Here is an 18,206-nt window from a genome sequence, read left to right as displayed (position 1 = left end):
AGAATTCCAGAGGGGAGTACAACCGAAGGCTTTAAGAAATCTCGAGGTCGGAGCGGCATTTCGACTACTTATGCGCGAATGTCGCTTCCGAACGGATCGAGGGGCCGACCCGGCCGGTCCTTCGAGACGGGCCTTCAGGCGGTTTCGAGCCCGAACTCGGCCATGAAGCGCGCGAGAGGCGCCGCCGGCGCCCGTCCCGAGGTGAAGATCGCCCGTCCCCGCCCGACCCGGCCCTCGGCCGGGCCGATCAGGGCCACCACCCGCCGCGCGATCGCCGGCGCCGGATCGATCCATTCGACCTCCCACGGCGCCAACCGGCGGAAGTGCTCGAGGAGAAACGGATAATGGGTGCAGGCGAGCACCACCCGGTCGGTGCGCTTGCCCTTGCGCCGCTTGAAACAGGGCCGGATCTCCGCCGCGACGGCGGCGTCGGCGATCGCCTCCCCCGCCATGAAGGCCTCCGCCAGCCGCGCCAGCCGGGTCGAGCCGACCAGCGTCACATCGACGTGGCTGGCGTAGGTGTCGATCAGGGCATGGGTATAGTCGCGCTTCACTGTCCCCGGCGTCGCCAGCACCGAGATCATCCCGGACCTGGTCGAGGCCGCCGCCGGCTTGATCGCCGGCACGGTGCCGACGAAGGGAAGCGAATGGCGCATGCGCAACGACGGCAGCACCAGCGTCGCCGCCGTGTTGCAGGCCACCACGAAGAGATCCGGCGCATGGGCGGCGACGAGATCGTCGGCGAGCGCGACGATCCGCGCCGTCAACGCCGCCTCCTCCCAATCGCCGTAGGGAAAGCCGGCGTCGTCCGCCACATAGATCAGATCGGCGTCCGGCCGCGCCGCGCGGATCTCGCGCAGGACCGACAGGCCCCCGACGCCGCTGTCGAAGACCAGGACGCGCGGGGACCGGCCGGTGACGGTGATCGCGGGAAGGGCGGAGGACGCGGGAGCGTTCATCGAGGCATCCGGACGACAGGCTCGGCGTCGCCGTGCGGGTCCGGTTGCGTCTCGTCCCGCGACGATGCGGGAGAGAGGCGGGGCGCGGGCGCGACGCAGAACCTTCTTTCGCCCGGCCCCGAGACGAGTTCTAGCCGAGCGTGGTTAAGGCGAGGTTGAGGAAAGATTGACGGAAAATGAAGACGAAAGAACGGCTTCCGTCCCGTTTTCGGATCACTCCTCGTCGCGTTCGCGTCTCTCCAGCTCGGCGCGCGCCTGATCGAGCCGGGTCGGCCGCCGCTCCAGCGCCGCGATGACGCCGCGCAGCGTGCGCACCTCCTGCTCGGAGAGCCGCGCCTTCTGGAAGATCTGCCTGAGATTGCGGATCATGTGCTGGCGCTTCGACTCGGGCCGGAAGAACTCCACCGCGTCGAGCGCGCCCTCGAGATGCTCGAAGAAGGCGAAGACGTCGCCCTTGCTGGCCTGCGGCGAGCGTTCCTTCTCTCCGAAGGGCGTCCAACTGGCGTCGCCCAACACCTGACGCCGCCATTCGTAGACGTTGACCATCACCGCCTGGGCGATGTTGAGCGAGGCGAAGACCGGATCGACGGGAATGGTGACGATGCGATCGCACAGGCCGACCTCGTCGGAGGTGAGCCCCCACTTCTCGCGCCCGAAGACGAGCCCCGTCGCCGCCCCGGTCCGCGCCGCCTGCATCAGCGAGTGGGCCGCGACCGCCGGGCTCTCCACCTCCTTGGCGATGTCGTGCGGCCGCGCCGTCGTGGCGAAGACCAGCTCGAGATCGGAAATGGCCTCGGCGAGCGTGTCGTAGAGTCGCACGTCGTCGATGATCGCGTCGCCGCGCGAGGCCGCCGCCCGCGCCTTCTCGTTGGGCCAGCCGTCGCGCGGCTTGACGAGACGCAGCTCTCTCAGCCCGAAATTCGCCATCGCCCGCGCCGCCGCGCCGATGTTCTCACCCATCTGCGTCTCGACCAGCACGATCACCGGCGGTCGAACCGCCTCGCCATCGACCATGGCGCCCTGGACGTCCGTCATCACCTCTCTCCGGCACGAAGGGGAAGCGCCGAGGCCTACCCCATCGCACCCGCCCTGTCGACGCCCCCTTCGCCGGAGAGATCGGTTGACAGAAACGTTTTCGGAGACGGACATTCCGTATCTTCCGTCGGGGAACCGGAATGAGTGGCCGCGACGATGCCATCAGAGACGAACTCGGACGCGTCCTCGCCTCCGATGCCTTCGTCGCGTCGCCGATGCTGTCGGCCTTCCTGCGCTTCGTCGTCGAGGAGACCCTGGCCGGCCGCGAGGACCGGCTCAAGGCCTATACGATCGCCGTCGGCGCCCTCGACCGCCCCGAGAGCTTCGATCCCAACGACAGCCCGGTCGTGCGCGTCCAGGCCCGTCGCCTGCGTCAGGCGCTCCGGCGCCATTACGAGACGGCCGGCGCCGATTCGCCGATACGCATCGACCTGCCGCTGGGGAATTACGTTCCCGTCTTCGTCGACTGCGCCCCGCCGGAGGCCTCCGAGGCGGCCCCCGCCGCCGACACGCCGGCCGCGCCGGTGGTCGACGTGGCCCCGCCACGCCGCCGCCCGCCGCTCGGACGGCGCGTCTACGGCCTCGGGCGTTCGGCGGTCTCGATCGCGCTCGCCGCCCTGATCGGCGTCGCCCTCGGCTTCGGCGGCTGGCAGCTGTGGCATCGCCTCCAGGAGGCCGCGACCCCGGTGGAGACCCGCGACGCGGCGCGCCCGGCCGTCGAAGACCGCCACGGCCTCGACGCGTCGCGCGTGCTGCCGCTCCTCAGGATCGACGTCGAGACGCGCGCCTCCATGACCGCCCTCGATGCCGACATCTATCGCAACCGCCTGGAGAGCTTCGCCCGGCACTTCGACGACACCATCGTCCTGACCCGCCGCTCGCCCGACTATCCCGCCCCCGACGGCCAGCCGCTCTACGTGCTGGGCGTGCTCCTCTCGCAAGACGGCAGCGCCACCAACGCCTATTACCGGCTGTCGCACGCCGGCGACGAACGCATCCTCGCCTCCGGCGCCCTGCGCCTCGGCACCGTCGACGTCCCCCTCGCCGCGCCCGACGATCCGCTCGCCACCCCGCCGGATCTGGCGCTCCTGCGCGACGTCGTCCAACTCCACGGCGTGATCTCGCACGACCTCGCCAATCTCCCCGATCTCACTCCCGAATTGACCTGCTTCACGCACGCCTGGGCCTTCGAACTCGAGGCCTCCGCCGACGCGCTCGGCGCGGCGCGCCACTGCCTCGAGCCGATCGTCGCCGACAATCCCCGCCTCGCCCCGGCCGCGACCCTGCTCGGGGCGGCCTATCTCGGGGAATACCGATTGGGCCTCGCGCCGAAGCCGGCCGATGCGTTGGCACGGGCGGAACGGATGCTGCGTCGCGCCATTCTCATCTCCCCGAACTCCTCCGGTCCCTATCAGGTTCTCCAGAATCTCCTGTTGATCGAAGGCGACGCCGCCGCCGCCGTCGAGGCCGGCGCGCGCGCGGTCATGCTCAATCCCGAGGACATGAACGCCGTCGGCGGCGACGGCGCCGCGCTCGTCAGCCTCGGCCGTTACGAGGAGGCGCTCGCGCGCCTGCGCCGCGCCGAGGCCAATCTCGCCCGCCCGCCCAAGTGGCTGCAGTTCTATACGTTCGTCGCCCTCAACAATCTCGATCGCACCGTCGAGGCCGACCGCCGCGTCGCCTATTTCGAGGGAACCCGCTCGGCGCTCTATCTGACCGCCGTCGCGATCCGCGCCCACCGCCGCGACGACGATGCCGCCGCCACCGCCGCGCTCGCCGAGATCGCCGAACTGGAACCGAGCTTCACGACCGCGCCCCGCGCCTTCTTCCGCCACCGAGGCTTCTCGCACGCGGTGATCGATCGCCTGATGATCGACCTCGAGGCCGCCGGCCTGCGCGTCCCGACCCAGTGAACCGCCACCGCCGAACGCCGTGGCCGAGACCCCTCCCCCCGCGCCCGCGCCGCCCATGACGCGCGCCCGCGAACGACCCCTCCCGACGCCGCGGGAAGCGCACCCTCACGCACTGGATTCAATGAAATCGTTTTCATTCACAAGAGCGAAGCACGCTGAAAATGCATGAAACGCCAGGTAACACCCGCCGGACACCCCTGGAGCGGACGCCACGGAGGATCCAGGAAACGGTTTCATGAAACGCAATTTTTTCATTTAATATCAATCATATGTGGTGGATATCCGTTTTCGACGTAACGGTATCACGTAACGGAAGCTACGGTTTCGATCTGTGATTTCGTTTTCACCTATCTCATGTTTCCGTCATCGAGCCTGCCGCGTCCGTCTCCCCCACGTCGACGCCGGGTTCCCTAAGGAGGAGAGTCGTCGCCGTGTTCGTTCCCTTTACCGACCAGATTCCGACCAACGAAGTGATGCAGCTGGAAGATCGCCCCCACCAGATCGGCGAACTCGCCGACAAGTTCGGGATCACGCTCCGCACCATTCGCTTCTACGAGGAACGCGGGCTCATCACGCCGCGCCGGATCTCCAGCCGCACCCGGCTCTATGATCTCGCCGACGTCGCCCGGCTGAGCCTGATCGTGACCTGCCGCCGCTTCGGCCTGTCGGTCGACGACATCGCCGCCCTCCTCGCCGTCCGCGACACCGAGGGCGCGGCGGCGTTCCGCCCCCGTCTCGTCGAGGCCCTGCGGCGGCGCCATGCCGAGATGATCGCCGAGGCGGCCGAGGCCGAGAGGCTCCGCGCCGAGATCGAGGCCTGGACCGCCGAGATCGCGGCCGGCGCCTGACGCCGACCGCCCTCCCATCGACGCCACCGACCGGCGGCGCGGACGATCCCTCGTCCGCGCCGTCTTCTCTTCGACCTTCGCCGGACCCGCGAAACGCCGCCTCGCCCGTCCGATCGTGGCCTCCTCCGAAGGCAAGGGTTGGCGCCTCTCGCGCGCCCGTGATATGGACCCCCGCGACAATTGATCGCTCCCGGTCGATCACCTGGACCTGTGCCGGATCCGGGGCCGGAGCGCGTGAGCTGAGGACACCCATATGGCGAAGATCAAGGTGGCGAACCCGGTCGTCGATCTCGACGGCGACGAGATGACCCGCATCATCTGGCAGTTGATCAAGGACACCCTGATCCTGCCCTACCTCGATCTCGACATCGAGTATTACGACCTCTCGGTCGAGAACCGCGACGCCACCAACGACCAGGTGACGATCGACGCCGCCAACGCCATCAAGAAGCACGGCGTCGGCATCAAGTGCGCGACCATCACGCCGGACGAGGCCCGCGTGAAGGAGTTCAACCTCAAGGAAATGTGGAAGTCGCCCAACGGCACCATCCGCAACATCCTCGGCGGCGTGATCTTCCGCGAACCGATCATCTGCAAGAACGTGCCGCGCCTCGTCCCCGGCTGGACCCAGCCGATCGTCGTCGGCCGTCATGCCTTCGGCGACCAGTACAAGGCGACCGACTTCAAGTTCCCCGGCAAGGGCACGCTGACCATCAAGTTCGTCGGTGAAGACGGCGCCGTGATCGAAAAGGAAGTCTACAAGGCCCCCGGCGCCGGCGTCGCCATGGCCATGTACAACCTCGACGATTCGATCCGCGACTTCGCCCGCGCCTCGATGAACTACGGCCTCATGCGCAAGTGGCCGGTCTATCTGTCGACCAAGAACACCATCCTCAAGGCCTATGACGGCCGCTTCAAGGACATCTTCCAGGAGATCTACGACGCGGAGTTCAAGGAGCAGTTCACCGCCCTCGGCATCACCTACGAGCATCGCCTGATCGACGACATGGTCGCCTCGGCGATGAAGTGGTCGGGCGGCTACATCTGGGCCTGTAAGAACTACGACGGCGACGTCCAGTCCGACACGGTCGCGCAAGGCTTCGGCTCGCTCGGCCTGATGACCTCGGTCCTGCTCACGCCCGACGGCAAGGTCGTCGAGGCCGAGGCCGCCCACGGCACCGTCACCCGCCACTACCGCGAGCATCAGAAGGGCAAGGAGACCTCCACCAACTCCATCGCCTCGATCTTCGCCTGGACCCGTGGCCTCGCCCACCGCGCCAAGCTCGACGACAACGCCGATCTGGCGAAGTTCGCCTCGACCCTCGAGAAGGTCTGCATCGACACCGTCGAGTCCGGCTTCATGACCAAGGACCTCGCCCTCCTGGTCGGCGCCGACCAGAAGTGGCTGTCGACCACCGGCTTCCTCCAGAAGGTCGCCGAGAACATGGAAAAGGAAATGGCCACCTGGGCCTGATCCGATCCGGGATCGGTCGCGATCGCGACGATCGATACGAGAGAGCCCCGGCGCCCCGCGCCGGGGCTCTTTCTCTTCGAGCCGAGGCCGGAGCCCTGCGGCCGTTCGAACCGGCGACGGGCGTCAGGTCCGGGCGCCGTCGCCCTCGCCGCCCCGACGCGCCCGCGCGATCCAGTCGGCGAGCGACGGACAGATCGTCTCGTCCTCCTCCGCGCCCGGGTGCGCGGACCGCGACACGCCCTCCCCGTCACGTCGTTCGGGTGACCGCGACATCGGCGCGCGCGCCGACGGCCGCGGGCGCGCACGGAATACCTCCCGGACGGCGGCGCCCCGAGACGGTCGTGCCAAGACGGCGAGGCGCAGAGCCGCGACGACGACCGCGACACCGCCGATCGTCGCCACGACGAGCCCGGCCCACTCCATTGCGGAAAGACCGCAGGAGAGCGTCGAACAGGACCCCAGATACACGGCCACCGCCGAGCCCGAGGCGGCCACGCCGAATCCGACGATCGTCGCGACCGGGACGACGAGACGCGCCGCCCCCCGGCGCCGCGACCCCTTCGACGCGTTCGACATGATGCCCCCCCTCCAAACTCTTGTTCCTAACATGCCAACGAAACCGCGGCGCGTTAACCATTTGCTATCGATGCGCAGGGTGGGGGACCACCAATCAACGATTGAAATGCACCGCTTGTTATTTTGATGCCATCAAACTCGTTGGGGAGGACCCGGCGTGTTTGACGTTAAGGATGCGTTAGGATACGTTACCAACAAGTTGATCCGAGAAAATGCCGATATGTCCGAGTTCGCGCACGACCCCCGCCCACCTTCCGTTTCGTCCGGCCATGGTGTCGAACGGATCTTCGAGGAATTGACGCTCCAGCTCGACCGCGCGGCCTTCCTCTATGGCAACGCCGCCTATTTCGATCTCGAGCGCAGCCGTCAGATCCGCCGTGCCTTCGACGCCGCCGTCGCCAGGGCCGAGGGCTTCGTCCGGCGCGAGGAGGAGCCCGCTCCTTCCGGCCCGACGATGGCCACGGGCGGCAATCGCGCCCAGCGCATCGAGGCCGAGATCGTCGATTTCATCCAGTTGATGGCCAAACCCGTGACCATCGACGAGGTCCTCGAACATCTGAACGGCTGTTCGCTCGGCGAGCCCCGCGCCAGCCTCATCACCCGGATGAGCCGCATGACCGCCGCCGGCAAGCTGATCCGCTCCGGACGCGGTTATTACGAACTCGGCGAGTGAGCCGGCGGCGCCCCGCCGCTCGCCTCCTCGTCGTCGTCCCCTTCGTCGCCCCCCTGTTCCGTCGTCCGCCCTGCCTTCCGCGCCGCCGCGCGACCGTGATCGGCCGGGGCCAGTTCCGCGAGGCCCGTCATGCTCGTCGTCCGCTCCCTCACCCCCGCCGATCGCCCCGCCTGGGACGATCTCTGGGCCGGTTATCTCGAGTTCTATGCCTGCGATCTCGCGCCCGCGATCACCGAGCGCACGTGGGCGCGCTTCTTCGATCCGGCCGAGCCGATGGAGGCGTTGGTGGCGGAGGAGGAGGGCCGCCTCGTCGGCCTCGTCCACATGGTGTTCCATCCCTCGACCTGGGTGAGGGAGACGACATGTTATTTGGAGGACCTCTTCGTCTCCGCCGACGGTCGCGGCAAGGGCGTCGGCCGCGCCCTGATCGAGGCCACCGCCACGACGGCGCGGGCGCGCGGCGCCGAGCGGCTCTATTGGCTGACCCACGAGACCAACGCCACGGCCCAGGCGCTCTACGACCGCCTCGCCCGGCGCACCGGCTTCATCCACTACCTGCGCCAGCCGCTCTGACCCCTCTTTGGACGGGCTTGCCCACGGCATCGACCCGAGCGAAGCTCTGCCCAAACGAAGGGGGAATTCGCATGGTCGATCAGCAGCCTACGGCCGGCGACCGCCCGCATGTGGAGGCGTTTCGCCAAATCGTCGTCTGGCCGCTGCAGCTGATGCCGGGCATCGGCGATACGCGTCCGCCGTGGCAGCGCCTCGCGGCCGCCGGCAGCCCCTGGGCCGAGTTGCAGGACGATTTCCCGACCGACGCGGCGCTCTACCAGGAGCGTCACTACCGCGAATTCGTCGCCTTCCTCCCCCATGTCCGCCGCTTCCTCTACGGCGAACGCGCCTCGCACGTCGGCCAGACCACCTATGGCGAGAGCCCGATCCGCATCTTCCGCCGCACCGACGTCGCGCGCCTGCGCCTCCACCTCGACGGCGAGGCGGCCCCGCTGACGCTCGATCTGGTCCATGCCGATCTCTATTTCTTCTACGACGTCGACGTCGTCATCCTGGTGATCGAGATCGCCGGCGCCGACATGCCCCTCCCCCTCGCCCAGGAGATCGTCTACCGCTTCGGCCGCGCCTATCCGGCCGGCTGGGACGAGGAAGGCAGAGCGGTCAACTGCTTCCGCTCGGTCGAATGGCTCGACGGCGACGACCGCGTCCTCGCCGCCTCCGACTTCACCGCCCGCGACCGCTACATGTCGTCCGTCTGCCGCCATCAGACGACCGCCATCTCCGCCCATTGGCAATGGCTGCTCGAGCCGCTGTCGCTCGACCCGGCCGAGGATCCCCCGGTCGCCGCCTATCGCCAGCTCGAATTCCACCGCATGCCGATCATGGCGTGGCTCGCCCTCGACGATCCGCGCCGCCTCACCCGCGCCGACGCCATGCGCCTCGCCTTCGCCTCCGCTCCCGGCGAGCCGGAGGACCTGCCCTACGGCGCGGGGTTCCTCGACGATTTCGAGGAGGCCCACTGCTACGACCGCTTCCACGACGCGACCCGGCGCGAGGGATGGGTCGACACGCGCCTGATGTGCTCGGGACAGGCCTTCGTCGCCGTCGGCGACGCCCGCCGCCCCTTCTTCCTCGACGGCGAACGCGGCTTCCTCGCCCAATTCCGCCACCAGTTCTTCCTGGTCGGCCTGATCGCCCATTTCCACCGCTCGGCGCTCCTGATGTTGTCCGATCGGCTGGTCACCACCATGAACCGCCTCGATCCGCGCCGGCGCGAGTCGGTCGGCCGCTTCCGCCACGACATTCGCGCCACGCTCGAGGTCTTCCTCCGCTTCACCCACCGCTACTATTTCTCGGAGATCTCCGATCAGGCCCCCATCCGCGAGATCTTCCGCATGTGGTCCGGCCACCTCGGCACCGGCCGCCTCTTTCAGGAGTTGCGCGAAGAAATCAACGATATGGCGGGATATCTCGAGACCGACCTCCTGCGCCGGCAGGCCGTCACCATCCTCCAGCTGACCGTCGTCACCCTGTTCAGCCAGATCGGCATGCTCGCGACCGGCTTCCTCGGCATGAACATCTTCGGCTGGAACGAGGTCGACGGCTGGACCAAGGCCGCGATTTTCCTGGCGGCGCTGATCCCCTCCGCCCTGATCACCTTCTACACGGTGCTGAAGGCGCGCCGGCTCGCCAATTTCCTCGACAGTCTCGCCAACGAAAAGATGGGCTGGAAAGCCAAGCTCGCCGCCTTGAGCGAAATCTGGAAATGACCCGCGCCGCCATGAGCGAACCGCGCCGTCACAGCCAGTCGTCGGGTGAAGCGCGCATGTCGTCGACCTCCTCGAGCGCGATGTCGCCGCGCGGCGTCACCGCTTCGTGGGCGATGCGCTCGCGGGCGACCGAGCGGATATGGGTGGCGATCTCGCTCTTCTTCTGCATCAGATATTGCAGATCCTCGGCATCGAGCAGCAGCAGGCGCGTGTGGGTCAGCGCCACCACGTCGGCCGAGCGCCGCGCCCGCCGCAGGACCGCGATCTCGCCGAAGAAGGCCCCGTCGGAAAGGCGCATCTTCTCGTGCGGGAGGTCGATCTCCACCGTGCCGGAGGAGATGAAATACATCGAGTGCGCCGGCTCGCCAGCCGCCGTGATGGTGGTGCCCGCCTCGACCGTCTGCGCCCTGAGGAGGCGCATCACGTCGGCGATCTCCGCCGCCGAGAGCTGCGAGAACAGCGGCACGCGCGCCACCATGCCCCAGGTCACCACGAAGTCGCGCGAATGGATCTCGCGCGCGAAAGCGGTGGCGATGATGCCGACCGGCAGCGCGAACATGCAGAAGCCGAACAGCATGACCACGCCGGCGAGCACCCGCCCCGCCCCTGTGACCGGAACGATGTCGCCATACCCGACCGTGGTCAGCGTCGTCACCGCCCAATACATCGCCAAGGGGATCGACCCGAAGCGATCGGGCTGGATGTCGCCCTCGATCGCGTGCATGAGCGAGGCCGAGGTCACGATCAGGCCCGCCATGATGACGGCGCTCGCCGCCAAGGCCCGCCGCTCCGAGGCGACCGCGTTGATCAGCGAGCTCATACCGGCGGAATAGCGCGCGAGCTTCAGGAAACGCAGCAGGCGGAACACCGCGAAGACGTTGACGTCGTAGACGCCGAAGCCGAAGCCGATCAACGACGGCGCCACCGCCATCAGATCGACCAGCGACGACGGCGAGGTGACGTAACGCAGCCGCGCCCCGATCCGCCCGTGACGCTTCAGCGGCAGATGCTCGTCGGAGACCCAGACGCGCAGGACATATTCCAACGCGAAGAGAAAGACGGTCCCGACCTCGATCGCCAGGAATACCCCACCATAGCGATGGCGCAGGCTCGGAACGGTCTCGAGGACGACCGAGGCGACGTTGACCATGATCAGAACGACGATCGCCCGCTCGACGAACAACGCGACCGGGTCACCCAGCGGCGGGACCTCGAGGACCTCGAAGACCCGACGCTTCCACCCGGCCCGCGTCGTCTGCGCCGTCATGCGGCCCGCCCCTTCCACCGAGAGCGCCGAAGCCCCCTCACGCTCCGACGACCGCAGCGATCCGATCGGCGATCGCCGCGATCGCCGCCTCCGCCTTGGCTCCGTCGGGGCCGCCGGCCTGCGCCATGTCGCGGCGCCCGCCACCGCCCTTGCCGCCCATCGTCTCGGACCCGATCTTGACCAGCTCGACCGCGTCGTGCGCGGCCGTCGCATCCGCCGTCACGCCGACCACGATGCCGGCCTTGCCGTCCTCGGTCAGGCCGGCGATCGCCACCACGCCCGAGGTGATCGTCTTCTTGGCCTCGTCGACCAACCCCTTGAGATCCTTCGGCGAAATGCCGGAGACGACGCGCCCGACGAACTCCAGATCACCGATCTTGCGCACGGCCGACGCATCGGCGCCGCCACCGCCGCCCATGGCGAGCTTCTTCTTCGCCTCGGTGAGCTCGCGATCGAGCCGCCGGCGTTCCTCCGCCACCGCCTCGACCCGCTCGACGACCTCCGACTGCTGCACCTTGAGGAAGGCGGCGAGATCGCGCACGCGCCGATCCTGCGCCACCAGATGCTGCCGCGCGCCGCGCGCCGTCAGCGCCTCGAGGCGGCGCACGCCGGCCGCGACCGCGCTCTCCGCCACCACCGAGACGAGACCGATATCGCCGGTCCTCGACACGTGGGTGCCGCCGCAAAGCTCGACCGAGAAGGCACGTCCGGCGCGATTGCCGTCGCTCTGACGGCCCATCGCGACGACCCGAACCTCCTCGCCGTACTTCTCGCCGAAGAGCGCCTTGGCGCCCGAGGCGATGGCGTCGTCGACCGACAGGAGCCGGGTCGAAACCTCCGCGTTCTGCAGCACCACGTCGTTGGCGATCGCCTCGACCCGCGCGATCTCCTCCGCCGTCATCGGCTTCGGGTGGGAGAAATCGAAGCGCAGACGATCGGCGTCGACCGAAGACCCCTTCTGGGCGACGTGATCGCCGAGAACCTCACGCAGAGCCTCGTGCAGGATGTGGGTGGCGGAATGGTTGGCGCGGATCGCGCGCCGCCGCTCGCCGTCGACCCGCAACTGCACCGCCGCGCCGGCGACGATCCGCCCGGCCTCGACACGGCCCATGTGGACGAAGACGCCGTCGCCTTCCTTGCGCGTGTCCTCGACCCGGAACAGGAAGCCGTCGCCGAGCACCACGCCGGTATCGCCGGTCTGGCCGCCGGACTCCGCATAGAACGGCGTCTGATTGACCACGATCGCCGCCTCGTCCCCGGCCTCGAGCGCCGCCACCTCGGCGCCGCCCTTGACCAACGCCATGACGGCGCCCTCCGCCGTCTCGGTGTCGTAACCGAGGAACTCGGTCGCCCCGACCCGCTCCTTCAACCCGAACCAGATCGCCGCCGAAGCGGATTCGCCCGAGCCGGCCCAAGAGGCGCGCGCCTCGGCCTTCTGGCGCGCCATCGCGTCCTGGAACCCGTCGATGTTGACGTGGATGTCGCGCCGACGCAGCGCGTCCTGGGTCAGATCGAGAGGGAAGCCATAGGTGTCGTAGAGCTTGAACGCCGTCTCGCCGTCGAGCATGTCGCCGGGACCGAGGTCGCGCGTCGCCTCGTCGAGAAGCCCGAGTCCGCGCTCGAGCGTGCGACGGAAGCGATTCTCCTCGAGATCGAGCGTCTCGGTGATGAGCGCCTCGGCCCGCTGCAGTTCCGGATAGGCCCGGCCCATCTCACCGACCAGCGTCGGAACCAGCCGCGCCATCAGCGGATCGCGCGCGCCGAGCAGATGGGCATGGCGCATGCCGCGCCGCATGATGCGTCGCAGGACGTAGCCGCGCCCTTCGTTCGACGGCAGCACGCCGTCGGCGATCAGGAACGACATGGCCCGCAGATGATCGGCGATGACCCGGTGGCTCGCCCGTGCGTCCCCTTCCGCAGCCACGCCGGTCGCCTCGACCGAGGCGCGGATCAACGACTTGAAGAGGTCGATGTCGTAATTGTCGTGAACGCCTTGCAGCACCGCCGCGATGCGCTCCAGCCCCATGCCGGTGTCGATCGACGGCTTCGGCAGCGCCGTGCGCGCACCATCGGCCGTTTGCTCGTACTGCATGAAGACGAGATTCCAGATCTCGATGAAACGGTCGCCGTCCTCCTCCGGCGAGCCCGGCGGGCCACCCCAGATGTGGTCGCCGTGATCGAAGAAGATCTCCGAGCACGGGCCACAGGGGCCTGTGTCGCCCATCTGCCAGAAATTGTCGGAGGTACCGATGCGGATGATCTTGCGGTCGGAGACCCCGGCGATCTTCTTCCAGAGATCGAAGGCCTCGTCGTCGTCGGCATAGACCGTGACCAGGAGACGCTTGGGATCGAGGCAGAACTCCTTGGTGAGGAGCGTCCAGGCGTGCTCGATCGCCTGCGCCTTGAAATAGTCGCCGAACGAGAAGTTCCCGAGCATCTCGAAGAAGGTGTGGTGGCGCGCCGTATAACCGACATTGTCGAGATCGTTGTGCTTGCCGCCTGCCCGAACGCACTTCTGCGCGGTGGTCGCCCGCACGTAGTCACGCTTCTCCACGCCGGTGAACAGGTTCTTGAACTGAACCATGCCGGAGTTGGCGAACATGAGGGTCGGATCGTTGCGCGGCACCAGGGGGCTCGACGGCACGACCTCGTGCCCCGCCTTGGCGAAATAATCGAGGAAGGTCGCGCGGATCTCATTGACGCCGCGAAGCTCGTTGGTACCGCGGATCTCGTTGACGCCACTCATGATGCAACTGGGCCCTCTTCATCGGAACTCGGTTCGAGGTTTTATCCGTCGCCCGTGCCCGTGTCCATGGAAAGGGCCGCGTCTCCGCCACTTCCGACGAAGCCCGCCACGGAAGATCCGCGGCGGGCGGAGAGCGTCAGTCCGTGACGGGGCCGTCTTCGTCCTCGGCCGTGCCGGTGGTGAGGATCTTGTCGGCGATGAGACCGGCGTTCTGCCGGATCGCCAGTTCGATCTTGTTCGCCATCACCGGATTGTCGCGCAGGAACTGCTTGCAGTTCTCGCGCCCCTGGCCGATGCGCTGGCTGTCGTAGGAGAACCACGAGCCCGACTTCTCCACCACACCGGCCTTGACCCCGAGATCGATCAATTCGCCGACCTTGGAGACGCCCTCACCGTACATGATGTCGAACTCGACCTCCTTGAACGGCGGCGCCATCTTGTTCTTCACCACCTTGATGCGGGTCTGGTTGCCCACCACTTCGTCGCGATCCTTGATCGCGCCGATGCGACGGATGTCGAGACGCACCGAGGCGTAGAACTTGAGCGCGTTGCCGCCGGTCGTGGTTTCCGGATTGCCGAACATCACCCCGATCTTCTGGCGGATCTGGTTGATGAAGATCACCATGGTCTTCGACTTGGAGATCGAAGCGGTGAGCTTGCGCAGCGCCTGACTCATCAGACGGGCCTGGAGACCGGGCAGGCTGTCGCCCATCTCGCCCTCGAGTTCGGCCTTCGGCGTCAAGGCCGCCACCGAATCCACCACCAGGACGTCGAGCGCCCCCGAACGCACCAGCGTGTCGGTGATCTCCAGCGCCTGTTCGCCGGTGTCGGGCTGCGAGATCAGCAGATCCTCGAGATCGACCCCGAGCTTGCGCGCATAGATCGGATCGAGCGCATGCTCGGCGTCGACGAAGGCGCAGACGCCGCCCTTCTTCTGCGCCTCTGCGATGCAGTGCAGCGCCATCGTCGTCTTGCCCGAGGACTCCGGCCCATAGATCTCGACCACGCGGCCGCGCGGCAATCCGCCGATGCCGAGCGCGATGTCGAGCCCGAGACAGCCGGTCGAGACCGTCTCGATCTCGACCACCTTGCCCTGGCCGAGCCGCATGATCGAGCCCTTGCCGAAATTGCGCTCGATCTGCTGGAGCGCCGCGTCCAAAGCCTTGGTCCTGTCCATACCGTCCCCTTCGACGAGGCGAAGTGATGCTTGTGCCATCGTCCGGCTCCCTTGTCGCACGCCGATCGTCACCATTCAAAGTGAGGTTAATGTACACCCTTTGTTCCGATGCGCAAGGACCCGGTCAACCCTTTCTGAAAAATAGATTTTTCGTCTTAGGTTCGCAGAGTGTTCCCGGTCGGTGCGCACTTCCCTGGCACCTCGTCCGTGGCGCTCGCACCGGCGATTCGCCGCTCGAGACCTGCGGAAGCATCCGGCGACGTCCGTGGACGCGCCGTCGTAGAGACGGACTTCCGCTTCTCGAGGCGGTCGTCTCCACACGCGATCTGCCCGGGAGCGCCCCGCGGCGCGGGCGAAGTCCCGCCCGGGGGATCGTCCGCGCCCTTCGATCGGACGACAGGCGCAGGTGCGCGGCGCCGATCGAAATGTGAGGCTCACCTCGGCAAGCGACTGGCTTCCGGCGAGCGAGCGAGATATTCGAAGGCGATCGTCCGGCGTTCATGAGAGGTTCGTTTCATGCGTGGTTCCGCCTCTCCCGGCTCTCGCGACCACTCCCCGAAGTCCGGGAGGGCGCGAGAGACGGCGGCGATTCATCGGCTGGTTTCCGCGTGCCTGCCGCAGGGCCAGCATTCTCGAGCGATCCGGTGTATCGGACATCTCCACCATCGCGCCGGCGGAGCATCCGAAGCCTGGGCATCGCGCCTGATCGCCGCCACCGATCGCCCCGTCGCATGGCCCGGCCTGCTTCGGGAGGCACTTCATCACCTCCTTTCGACGCCGGCCAAGCCGAGACCGCTGCTGTTCCGCCTCCTGGTCGACGCCGCGATGCATCTGCTCGCGCTCGACCTCCTCGAAAGCCTGGTCCACGACGGGCAGGTCGCCGCCACCATGCGCGCGTTTCTACGCGGTTACGCCTCTCGTCGCCCGTCGGGTGTGAGACTCGTCTTGGAACAACAGGTCGCGAACGGCGTCTCACGAGCCCGAGCCCCCGAGCACCCGCCGGCGGCCCTGCACCTCGCCCCGTTGGGACTGGGCGAGACGGAACCGTCGCCTCCACCCGGCATCTCGATCGTCGTCGTCCTGCATGGGCGCCCCTTTCTGTTGCACCGCCTGCTGGCCTCGATCGGCCTGCTCGGCAGCGCCACCCCGATCGAGGTGCTCGTGCTCGTCAACGGCGAGACGGCAGCGGACGAGGGCGCGATGGCCGCCCTGCTCGGCGCGGCCGTGCCCCTCACCCTGCTTCGGTCCGATGAGGCGATCCCGATCGGGGTCGCTCGAAATCGGCTCGTCCGGGCCGCCCGCTACGAGACCATCCTCTCGCTCGATTCCGACATGGTGGTACTGCAGCCCGTCGATGCTCTGGTTCCCGCCGCAGGCACGAGCCTCACCGCCCCGTGGTCGCAGGTGTGGAACGTCGGCTACCTCGGCGTCCGCGATCTCACCCATGTCCGCCTCGTGAAGTTCATGGACGGCGGAGATCTCCATGCCGACGGCCTGCGGACGCTGCGAAACCGCACGCAGGCCCACCTCGATGCCCGCACGCTCGCAGAGACGACGCGAACGGGGCAGATTCTGCTCGGCAACCGCATGAGCGGCGGCGCCAGCCTCTTCCCCCGCCGGACCTTCCAGGACGTGGGTGGGTTTTCGGAGGAGTTCGACATCGGTTGGGAGGACGTCGAATTCAGCCTCCGCCTCGCCGCCAGCGGACGCCTGATCCACAACCCCCTCGCCGTCGGCCTCTATCACGGTCACGTGCTCCCCTTCACCTCGGCCGACCTCGAGGTGGAGCAGCGGCGCTTCGATCCCGCGCGGAACGACGCAGGACTGGCGGTCCTCGCGCGCTCCGGCTTCGTTCCGGGCGCCAGCCTCGAGATGGAACGGAGTCGATCCGGCGACGTCGGCGCGTTCCGGCGAAACGGATTCAAGCTGGATCTGCTGCGTGACCTCGATCTGCCGATGATGGACGGCCTCGGACCCGAGGCGATCGTCGGATGGGTAGCGGGCACGAGCGAACTCGCCGACGGTGATCTGCGAAACGCGCTCGCCGTCGCTCCCCCGATGTGGCGCAACGTCGTCCTCTCCGCCTGCGAAGTCGCCAGCCTCCCCCGGCTCGCCTGCAATCTCCTCGGCGTCGACGCCGTCGTACTGGGAGCGGAAGCGGCCCGGTTCCTGGCGGGCCGCTCGGAGCCTTTCGCCGCCTGCTTCGCGGCCCTGAACGAACGCTTCGCGCCCAAGATCGTCGTGCTCGGGCCATTCGGAGCCGCGGCCGGGGCGCTGCGCCGGCTGTTCCCCCGAGCTCGGGTCGAAGAATTGCCGGAGCAGAACACCAACGAACTCGCGCTCTCGCTCATCAAGGCCACTGCGGCACGTCGTCGCCGACGCTCGACATGACCCATGTCCGGTGCCGTGCGCGTCCGCGCCACGAGCACCAGCATGAGAGGATCGGCCCGTGCCGCTCCGCCGAACGTCGAGCGGAGCCGGCAATGCGCTCGAGGAGGCGACCAGGGGCCGATGCCTGGCCGAGGCGGCCTGCCGGTGGGACACAGGGCCTCCGAGCATTCGAACCGTGGACTTTCCGACCGCCGCGACGCGTCGGACGCCCGATGCCGCCGCCTCTCTTCGGCCCGATTGGATCGGCATGCACGGTCTCATCGACGATGCGAACTCGATTCGACGAAGACGTCGCCGTTCGACAATCGACGATTGACACGGTGAAGCACATTTGACATCAAGCTGAATATAAATTCGAGTTGTTTAGCCGGTGAGCGACAGACTGGTCCGGCGCGTGACCCGGTGCCTCGGGCGGTAAATTTATGCCGCGGTTTGTACACGCTGGTCGGTTGTGGCGAGGATGGTAAGTTCCATGACAGAATTCGCGCTGATCGGTGCCGCGGGATACGTCGCGCCGCGCCATATGCGAGCGATCAGAGACTGCGGCGCGTCGCTGGCCGTTGCCTATGATCCGAACGACTCCGTCGGGGTCATCGACAGCTACTTCCCGAACGCGCAGTTCTTCACGGAGTTCGAGCGCTTCGACCGTCACGTCGACAAGCTCCGCCGGCGCGGCACGCAGATCGATTACGTCTCCATCTGTTCACCCAATTACCTGCACGACGCGCATTGTCGCTAGTCGCCTGTGAAGAAGGCGATTTGAGCGCGATCGGCGTTCATACGGCGGCGTGACGCTCGCTTTGTAGCGAGGCGGCGATTGCGAAGAGCAGGGCGACGAGGGCACAAAGAAGCTTCCTCAGCCATG

13 protein-coding genes are annotated in these 18,206 nt (G+C 67.6%); 8 read left to right on the top strand and 5 right to left on the bottom strand.

Features of this window, described 5'->3' with window-relative positions:
• Positions 1 to 134 precede the first annotated feature (134 nt).
• Positions 135 to 959 (bottom strand): glutamate racemase, encoded by an 825-nt coding sequence (gene murI / locus J3S89_RS20390; protein WP_217930777.1) that lies wholly within the window; start codon positions 957 to 959, stop codon positions 135 to 137.
• 213 nt (positions 960 to 1,172) lie between these two features.
• Positions 1,173 to 1,994 carry an RNA methyltransferase gene (locus J3S89_RS20385; RefSeq protein ID WP_217930774.1) on the bottom strand — a complete coding sequence of 274 codons (822 nt, stop codon included), beginning with the start codon at positions 1,992 to 1,994 and terminating at the stop codon, positions 1,173 to 1,175.
• Between the two features lie 140 nt (positions 1,995 to 2,134).
• Between J3S89_RS20385 and J3S89_RS20380 the strand changes: the two genes are divergently transcribed.
• From J3S89_RS20380 to J3S89_RS20355, 6 genes are all read left to right on the top strand, one after another.
• The gene (locus J3S89_RS20380; RefSeq protein WP_217930772.1) at positions 2,135 to 3,907 is read left to right on the top strand and encodes a tetratricopeptide repeat protein; all 1,773 of its coding nucleotides are present in this window, start codon (positions 2,135 to 2,137) and stop codon (positions 3,905 to 3,907) included.
• Positions 3,908 to 4,338: 431 nt separating this feature from the next.
• Positions 4,339 to 4,755, top strand: coding sequence for a MerR family transcriptional regulator (locus tag J3S89_RS20375; RefSeq protein WP_217930764.1), 417 nt, complete (start codon positions 4,339 to 4,341; stop codon positions 4,753 to 4,755).
• A 253-nt stretch (positions 4,756 to 5,008) separates the two neighbouring features.
• Positions 5,009 to 6,229 (top strand): NADP-dependent isocitrate dehydrogenase, encoded by a 1,221-nt coding sequence (locus tag J3S89_RS20370; RefSeq protein WP_217930762.1) that lies wholly within the window; start codon positions 5,009 to 5,011, stop codon positions 6,227 to 6,229.
• 796 nt (positions 6,230 to 7,025) lie between these two features.
• Complete coding sequence (locus tag J3S89_RS20365) at positions 7,026 to 7,478, top strand: hypothetical protein (protein WP_217930760.1); 453 nt, start codon at positions 7,026 to 7,028, stop codon at positions 7,476 to 7,478.
• Between the two features lie 129 nt (positions 7,479 to 7,607).
• A complete protein-coding gene (locus J3S89_RS20360; RefSeq protein ID WP_217930758.1) occupies positions 7,608 to 8,051 on the top strand; it encodes a GNAT family N-acetyltransferase in 444 nt (147 codons plus the stop codon).
• A gap of 71 nt (positions 8,052 to 8,122) precedes the next feature.
• The gene (locus J3S89_RS20355) at positions 8,123 to 9,760 is read left to right on the top strand and encodes a CorA family divalent cation transporter (RefSeq protein WP_217930756.1); all 1,638 of its coding nucleotides are present in this window, start codon (positions 8,123 to 8,125) and stop codon (positions 9,758 to 9,760) included.
• Positions 9,761 to 9,788: 28 nt separating this feature from the next.
• Here J3S89_RS20355 and J3S89_RS20350 read toward each other — a convergent pair whose 3' ends face one another.
• The 3 genes from J3S89_RS20350 to recA form a co-directional block, all read right to left on the bottom strand.
• Positions 9,789 to 11,027 (bottom strand): cyclic nucleotide-gated ion channel, encoded by a 1,239-nt coding sequence (locus J3S89_RS20350; protein ID WP_217930745.1) that lies wholly within the window; start codon positions 11,025 to 11,027, stop codon positions 9,789 to 9,791.
• A gap of 37 nt (positions 11,028 to 11,064) precedes the next feature.
• Positions 11,065 to 13,773: an alanine--tRNA ligase gene (gene alaS, locus J3S89_RS20345; RefSeq protein WP_217930742.1), complete on the bottom strand. Its 2,709-nt coding sequence runs from the start codon at positions 13,771 to 13,773 to the stop codon at positions 11,065 to 11,067.
• Between the two features lie 136 nt (positions 13,774 to 13,909).
• Positions 13,910 to 14,989 carry a recombinase RecA gene (gene recA / locus J3S89_RS20340; RefSeq protein ID WP_217930739.1) on the bottom strand — a complete coding sequence of 360 codons (1,080 nt, stop codon included), beginning with the start codon at positions 14,987 to 14,989 and terminating at the stop codon, positions 13,910 to 13,912.
• A gap of 786 nt (positions 14,990 to 15,775) precedes the next feature.
• Here recA and J3S89_RS20335 point away from each other — a divergent pair.
• Positions 15,776 to 17,341 (top strand): glycosyltransferase family 2 protein, encoded by a 1,566-nt coding sequence (locus J3S89_RS20335; RefSeq protein ID WP_217930718.1) that lies wholly within the window; start codon positions 15,776 to 15,778, stop codon positions 17,339 to 17,341.
• Positions 17,342 to 17,813: 472 nt separating this feature from the next.
• Positions 17,814 to 18,080 (top strand): Gfo/Idh/MocA family oxidoreductase, encoded by a 267-nt coding sequence (locus J3S89_RS20330; protein WP_274383235.1) that lies wholly within the window; start codon positions 17,814 to 17,816, stop codon positions 18,078 to 18,080.
• The last annotated feature ends 126 nt before the right edge of the window (positions 18,081 to 18,206 follow it).

The organism is Pinisolibacter aquiterrae, from assembly GCF_019160155.1.
Taxonomy (GTDB): Bacteria; Pseudomonadota; Alphaproteobacteria; order Rhizobiales; family Ancalomicrobiaceae; genus Pinisolibacter; species Pinisolibacter aquiterrae.
Note: the sequence above shows the minus strand (reverse complement) of the source record. Positions and strands in the feature narration are given on the sequence as shown.